Annotated in this window: 1 protein-coding gene; it reads left to right on the top strand. The window is 66.2% G+C overall.

Features of this window, described 5'->3' with window-relative positions:
* Positions 1-281 (top strand): FAD-binding protein (locus L5876_RS14650; RefSeq protein ID WP_236957099.1); only part of this gene is annotated, 281 nt, incomplete at both ends.

Here is a 281-nt window from a genome sequence, read left to right as displayed (position 1 = left end):
CACGATGCGCGGCGGCAAGATGCTCAACAACTGGCGCATGGCCCAGATCCATGCGCAGGAGGCGCCCGATCGCGTGCTGGAGCTCGAGGAGTGGGGCGCGCTGTTCGATCGCACCAAGGACGGGCTCATCCTGCAGCGCGACTTCGGCGGGCACCGCTACGCTCGCCTGGCGCATGTCGGCGACCGCACCGGGCTGGAGATGATCCGCACCCTGCAGCAGCACGCCGTGCATAAGGGCATCGACGTGTTCATGGAGTTCAACATCCAGCGGCTGTTGAAGG

Origin of the sequence: Hyphobacterium sp. SN044, from assembly GCF_021864465.1 — a bacterium.
Lineage (GTDB): Bacteria > Pseudomonadota > Alphaproteobacteria > Caulobacterales > Maricaulaceae > Hyphobacterium.
The sequence above is the reverse complement of the archived record's forward strand: the minus strand, read 5'-3'. Positions and strand labels throughout refer to the sequence as shown.